Origin of the sequence: Sodalis sp. (in: enterobacteria) (genome assembly GCF_051710625.1) — a bacterium.
In the GTDB taxonomy this organism is placed as follows: Bacteria; Pseudomonadota; Gammaproteobacteria; order Enterobacterales; family Enterobacteriaceae; genus JBPESN01.
Genome location: NZ_JBPESN010000029.1, coordinates 21,671 through 27,858 on the forward strand (window position 1 = coordinate 21,671; position 6,188 = coordinate 27,858).

The 6,188-nt window shown below is 59.1% G+C and carries 4 protein-coding genes and 1 pseudogene; all 5 read left to right on the forward strand.

Translation table 11 applies throughout. The features are described from left to right. Position 1 precedes the first annotated feature (1 nt). The 5 genes and pseudogenes from ACTBDU_RS09080 to nadD all read left to right on the forward strand — a co-directional run bounded on the left by ACTBDU_RS09080 (position 2) and on the right by nadD (position 5,930). Positions 2-727, forward strand: a pseudogene (locus tag ACTBDU_RS09080) (amino acid ABC transporter ATP-binding protein). A 315-nt stretch (positions 728-1,042) separates the two neighbouring features. Beyond that, a complete protein-coding gene (gene leuS / locus ACTBDU_RS09085; protein WP_438806244.1) occupies positions 1,043-3,625 on the forward strand; it encodes a leucine--tRNA ligase in 2,583 nt (860 codons plus the stop codon). 14 nt (positions 3,626-3,639) lie between these two features. Further along, positions 3,640-4,218: an LPS assembly lipoprotein LptE gene (lptE, locus tag ACTBDU_RS09090; protein ID WP_438806245.1), complete on the forward strand. Its 579-nt coding sequence runs from the start codon at positions 3,640-3,642 to the stop codon at positions 4,216-4,218. A 34-nt stretch (positions 4,219-4,252) separates the two neighbouring features. Continuing rightward, positions 4,253-5,284, forward strand: a complete 1,032-nt coding sequence (gene holA, locus ACTBDU_RS09095) for a DNA polymerase III subunit delta (protein WP_438806246.1) — start codon at positions 4,253-4,255, stop codon at positions 5,282-5,284. Further along, positions 5,277-5,930 carry a nicotinate-nucleotide adenylyltransferase gene (nadD, locus tag ACTBDU_RS09100; RefSeq protein ID WP_438806247.1) on the forward strand — a complete coding sequence of 218 codons (654 nt, stop codon included), beginning with the start codon at positions 5,277-5,279 and terminating at the stop codon, positions 5,928-5,930. The genes holA and nadD overlap by 8 nt, the downstream gene beginning before the upstream one ends. The last annotated feature ends 258 nt before the right edge of the window (positions 5,931-6,188 follow it).

Genomic DNA, 6,188 nt, shown 5'->3' on the forward strand with positions numbered 1-6,188 from the left:
GATGATTTCCCTGAAAAATATTTCCAAGTGGTATGGTCACTTTCAGGTGCTGACCGACTGCTCAACCGAGGTCAATAAAGGCGAAGTGGTCGTGGTGTGCGGCCCTTCCGGCTCCGGGAAATCGCCGCTTATTAAAACCGTTAACGGCCTTGAACCCATTCAGGAAGGAGAAATCCTCGTCAACGGCATCAGCGTTAGCGACAAACATACTAATCTGGCGCAGTTGCGCAGCAAGGTGGGCATGGTGTTCCAGCATTTTGAGCTGTTTCCCCATCTGTCGATCATCGATAACTTGACGCTGGCGCAGGTGAAGGTTTTGAAACGCGACAAAGGCGCGGCGCGTACCAAAGGGCAAGCCCTGCTGGAGCGAGTGGGTCTGGCGGCGCACGCCAGCAAATTCCCGGGTCAGCTGTCCGGCGGCCAGCGGCAGCGCGTGGCGATCGCCCGGACGCTATGCATGGATCCGGTGGCAATGCTGTTCGACGAACCCACCTCCGCGCTGGATCCGGAAATGATAAACTAAGTGCTGGATGTCATGGTGGAACTGGCCCAGGAGGGGATGACAATGATGGTGGTCACCCATGAAATGGGCTTTGCGCGTAAAGTGGCTAACCGGGTTATTTTCATGGATGAAGGCCGCATTATCGAAGACACGCCGAAAGAGGCGTTTTTTGCCCATCCCCAGTCGGACCGCGCCCGCGATTTCCTGGTGAAAATCCTGCATTAATCGCCCACCGCACGGCTGGGGGCTGAGTTCCTTGCCCTACGGCGCCCTCTTACGCTTCCCTGCGCGCCGCTCGGCCGAAGCGGTGGCGTCGTCTTCATTATTTTAGTTGAAACCGGTCTGCATGCCCGTCGTCGCCCCTCACGCAAGGCGGATTTGCCACGCCCGCCGCGAATATCGGCAGAAAAACGGCCCAGCCGGGCGCTGGGTATTGTTGCCACTATCGCTTATCAACTATGCTAAGCGGATCCTAGCATTATGCTTCATACGCTCCCTGCGCGAGCATCGCCGTATTTCACATAAGGACCACTGGCTGCCATGCAAGAGCTTTATCGCCCGGAAGAGATAGAATCCACCATCCAGCAACACTGGCATGAAAACGATACGTTCAAGGTTACCGAAGACCCCGGCAAGGAAAAGTACTACTGCCTCTCAATGCTGCCCTATCCTTCCGGCCGCCTACACATGGGGCATGTCCGCAACTACACCATCGGCGATGTGATAGCCCGCTATCAGCGCATGCTGGGCAAAAACGTCCTGCAGCCTATCGGCTGGGATGCGTTCGGCCTGCCCGCCGAAGGGGCCGCGGTGAAAAACAACGCCGCGCCGGCGCCCTGGACCTACGCCAATATCGATTACATGAAGAACCAGCTGAAACTGCTGGGCTTCGGCTACGACTGGAGCCGTGAAGTCACCACCTGCCGCCCGGACTATTACCGCTGGGAGCAGTGGTTTTTCACCCGCCTGTATGAAAAGGGGCTTGTGTATAAAAAGACCTCCGCCGTCAATTGGTGCCCGCAAGATCAGACGGTGCTGGCCAATGAACAGGTCATCGACGGCTGCTGCTGGCGCTGTGACACCAAGGTCGAGCGCAAGGAAATACCGCAGTGGTTCGTGAAAATTACCGCCTACGCCGACCAGCTCTTGTACGATTTGGACAAGCTGGAGAGCTGGCCCGAGCAGGTGAAAACCATGCAGCGCAACTGGATCGGCCGCTCGGAAGGGGGGGAAATCACGTTCCAGGTCGCAGATAGCGAAGAAACGCTGACGGTCTACACCACGCGCCCGGATACCTTTATGGGCACAACCTATGTCGCGGTAGCGGCGGGTCATCCCCTTTCGTTGCAGGCGGCGGCGTCCAATCCAGCCCTGGCCGACTTTATTCAGGAGCACCGTACCACCAAAGTGGCGGAAGCGGACATGGCCACGATGGAGAAAAAGGGCATGGCCACCGGCCTGCATGCGGTGCATCCGCTGACCGGCGAGATGCTGCCGGTCTGGGTCGCCAACTTTGTGTTGATGGATTATGGCACGGGTGCGGTCATGGCGGTGCCGGGACATGACCAGCGCGATTTTGAGTTCGCCCGCAAATATGACTTGCCGGTGAAACCGGTTATCCGCAATGCCGACGGTAGCGAGCCGGATCTCAGCGTTCAGGCGATGACCGAAAAGGGCGTTCTGTTCAATTCCGGTGAATTTGATGGTCTGGACTTCCAGGCGGGCTTTAACGCCGTCGCCGATGCGCTGGTGGCGCAGGGCGTCGGCGAGCGCAAGGTGAACTATCGCCTGCGCGATTGGGGGGTTTCCCGCCAGCGCTACTGGGGCGTGCCGATTCCGATGATGACGCTTGAAGACGGTACCGTCGTGCCGACGCCGGAAGATCAGCTGCCGGTGGTCCTGCCGGAAGACGTGGTGATGGACGGGATTTCCAGCCCGCTGAAAGCCAATCCGGACTGGGCGAAAACCACCTACCACGGTCAGCCCGCGCTGCATGAAACCGATACCTTTGATACCTTCATGGAATCTTCCTGGTATTACGCACGCTATACGTGCCCGGATTATGACCGCGGCATGCTCGATCCGGCCGCCGCCAACTATTGGCTGCCGGTGGATCAGTACATCGGCGGCATTGAACATGCGATCATGCATCTCATGTATTTCCGTTTCTATCACAAGCTGCTGCGCGACGCGGGTCTGGTCACCTCCGACGAGCCGGCCAGGCGTTTGCTGTGCCAGGGGATGGTGCTGGGCGACGCCTTCTACTATCTGACCGCCAGCGGCGAGCGCGTCTGGGTGTCGGCGGTGGATGTCAGCGTGGAACGGGATGAGAAAGGCCGCATCCTGAAAGCGACCGATGCTAGCGGCCGCGAGCTGGTGTACGCCGGCATGAGTAAAATGTCGAAATCGAAAAATAACGGTATCGACCCGCAGGAAATGGTAGAGAAATACGGCGCCGACACCGTGCGCCTGTTTATGATGTTTGCCTCACCGGCGGAAATGACGCTCGAATGGCAGGAATCTGGTGTGGAAGGGGCCAACCGGTTCCTGAAACGCGTTTGGAAACTGGCCTATCAGCATACCCAGCAGGGTCCAGCGGGCGCACTGGATATCGCCGCCCTGAACGACAAACAAAAGGCGCTGCACCGCGAGGTGCATAAAACCATCGCCAAAGTCACCGATGATATCGGCCGCCGTCAGACGTTCAACACCGCCATCGCCGCCATTATGGAACTAATGAACAAGCTGGCGAGCGCGCCGCAGCAGACCGGACAGGATCGCGCTCTGCTGCAGGAGGCGCTGGTAGCGGTTGTACGGATGCTTTATCCTTTCACCCCACATGCCTGCTTTACGCTCTGGCGGGCGCTGGGCGGCGAAGGGGACATCGATAATGCGCCGTGGCCGATCGCAGACGAGGCCGCCATGGTGGAAGACGCCAAGCTAATAATCATTCAGGTCAACGGCAAGCTGCGCGGCAGGATTACCGTGCCCGCAGATGCGGACGAAGCTCTGGTGCGTGAACGCGCCTCCCAGGAACATCTGGTGGCGAAGCATCTTGAAGGGACCACGGTGCGCAAGGTGATTTATGTACCGGGTAAGCTGCTTAACCTGATTGTGGGTTAACAGAAGGAGGCGTTGTGCGATATTGGACTTTAACACTGGTACTGGGCTTGGCGGTGACGATAACCGCCGGCTGTGGTTATCACCTGCGCGGCACCACAGCCCAGGTGCCGACCGAAATGAAAACCATGACCCTGAACAATTATGATCCTTACGGACCGCTCACCCGCGCCGTGCGGGCGGAACTGCGTCTGAACGATGTAACGCTGATTGACGACGCCCAGGACAAAAACAATACGCTGCCGTCGCTGCGTATTGTCAATTCGTCGGAAAATCAGGTCACCGCCTCGGTGTTTCAGGACGGTAAAACCGCCGAATACCAGATGACGCTGAGCGTACATGCGCAGGTCCTGATGCCCGGCAAAGATTACTATCCTATCGACGTCAAGGTTTATCGCTCGTTCTTCGATAACCCGCTGACTGCGCTGGCGAAGGATGCCGAAGGGGATATCATTCGCCAGGAGATGCGCCAGCAGGCCGCGCAGCAGCTGGTCCGCAAGCTGCTGACGGTGCATGCCGCGGAAGAGACGGATAAGGCGCTGGACGCAAAACTGAAACAGCAGCAGCCACCGCAGCCGGTGGCGCCGGCCTCCTGATGACTCTGCGTCTGGTGAAGCGGCGGTCAGTGTCATGATCCGGCTGTATGCCGAGCAGTTGGCTGCGCAAATGCATGAAGCATTGCGCCCATGTTATCTGTTGTTTGGCAACGACCCGCTGCTGCTACAGGAAAGCCAGGATCGCATTCGCGACCGGGCACAGGCGCAGCAATTCGACGAGCATTTCAGCGTCACGCTGGACGCCGCCACCGATTGGGATGCGATTTTCAGTCTGTGCCAGGCGCGCAGCCTGTTCGCCAGTTGGCAAACGCTGCTGCTTGTCCTGCCGGACGGCGGCATTGATGCCACCATAGCGGAAAAAATGCTCCAGCTGGCGTCGCTGTTACATGACGGTGTGCTCTTGATCCTACGCGGCAGCAAGCTGACCCGCGCCACGGAAAACGACGCCTGGTTCAAGGCACTGAGTCAAAACGCGGTGCTGGTGAGCTGCGCCACGCCGGAGCAGGCGCAGCTGCCGTGCTGGGTGGCAAAGCGTGCCGCGAGTATGAAGCTGACGCTGGATGACGCCGCCTGCCAGCTATTGTGTTATTGCTACGAGGGCAACCTGCTGGCGCTGGCCCAGGCGCTGGAGCGCTTGTCGCTGCTTTATCCTGACGGCAGTCTGACGCTGCCGCGGGTCGAAGCGGCGGTGAACGACGCCGCACACTTCACGCCGTTTCACTGGGTCGACGCCGCGCTGGCGGGCAAAAGCAAACGCGCCGCGCATATTCTGCGGCAGTTGCGGCTAGAGGCCGCGGAGCCGGTCATCCTATTGCGCAGCATCCAGCGCGAAGTCCTGCTGCTGCTGACGCTCAAACGGCAAACGGCCGCAGCGCCGCTGCGTACTCTGTTCGACCGCCACAAGGTCTGGCAGAACCGCCGGCCGCTGCTGACGCAGGCCATAGGGCGGCTTACTCTGGCGCAGTTGCGCGATACAGTGGTACTGATGACGAAAATCGAACTGGCGCTCAAACAGGATTATAGCTACCCCGTGTGGTCCGATCTGAACGCCCTCGCGTTATTGTTGTGTGGCAAATCGCTGCCCACGGTAATGTTTGATGTCTGAACGCGCGCTCACCGCCTTTTACGGCGGCACCTTCGACCCTATCCATTACGGCCACCTGCGGTCGGTCATCGCGCTGGCGCGCCTTGTCAACCTGCAGCGGGTGATCCTGCTGCCGAACAATGTCCCGCCGCATCGGCCGCAGCCGGTGGCGTCTGCGCAGCAGCGGCTGGCGATGGCGCGGCTGGCGATTGCCGAATTGCCCGATCCCCTGTTTACTCTTGATGAGCGCGAACTCCAGCGCCCGACGCCTTCTTATACGGTAGACACGTTTAGAGCGCTACGCCGCGAGTATGGCCCGGACGCGCCGCTGGCCTTCATTATCGGGCAGGATTCGCTGCTGACGCTACCGCAATGGCACCGCGGCCTGAAATTGCCGACGTTATGCCATCTGTTGGTGTGCGCCCGCCCCGGTTATGATGACGGGCTGGCCGATGAGCGTGACAATCGCTGGCTCATCCGCTGGCTGACCCGCGATCTGCAGGCGCTGCACCGGCAACCGGCGAGGCTTATCTATTGCGCGGCCACGCCGCAACTGGCCATCTCCGCCAGCAACATCCGCGCGCGCTATCGAGAAGGCCGCGCCTGCGACGGCCTGCTCCCTCCCTCGGTGCAAGGTTATATTGACGCACAGGGCTTATACCTCTAGTGTGCGCGCTATGCTATGCGCCTTATCTTCGCCTCTAACGATGCAAAATATTCTGGACTAATTTGCAGACAATTCCGGACTCCCTTAACCCCTAAAAAATGGCTATTTTGGACAGTCCAGAATTGTGTAGCGGCACACTGAATTTGGCCACCTGAACAGAGGTGATATGCTCACCTCAGAACAACACGGGTGCACCAATGAAAAGAAAAAATTTTAGTCCTGAATTCAAACGCGAATCCGCTCAACTGGTTGTCGACC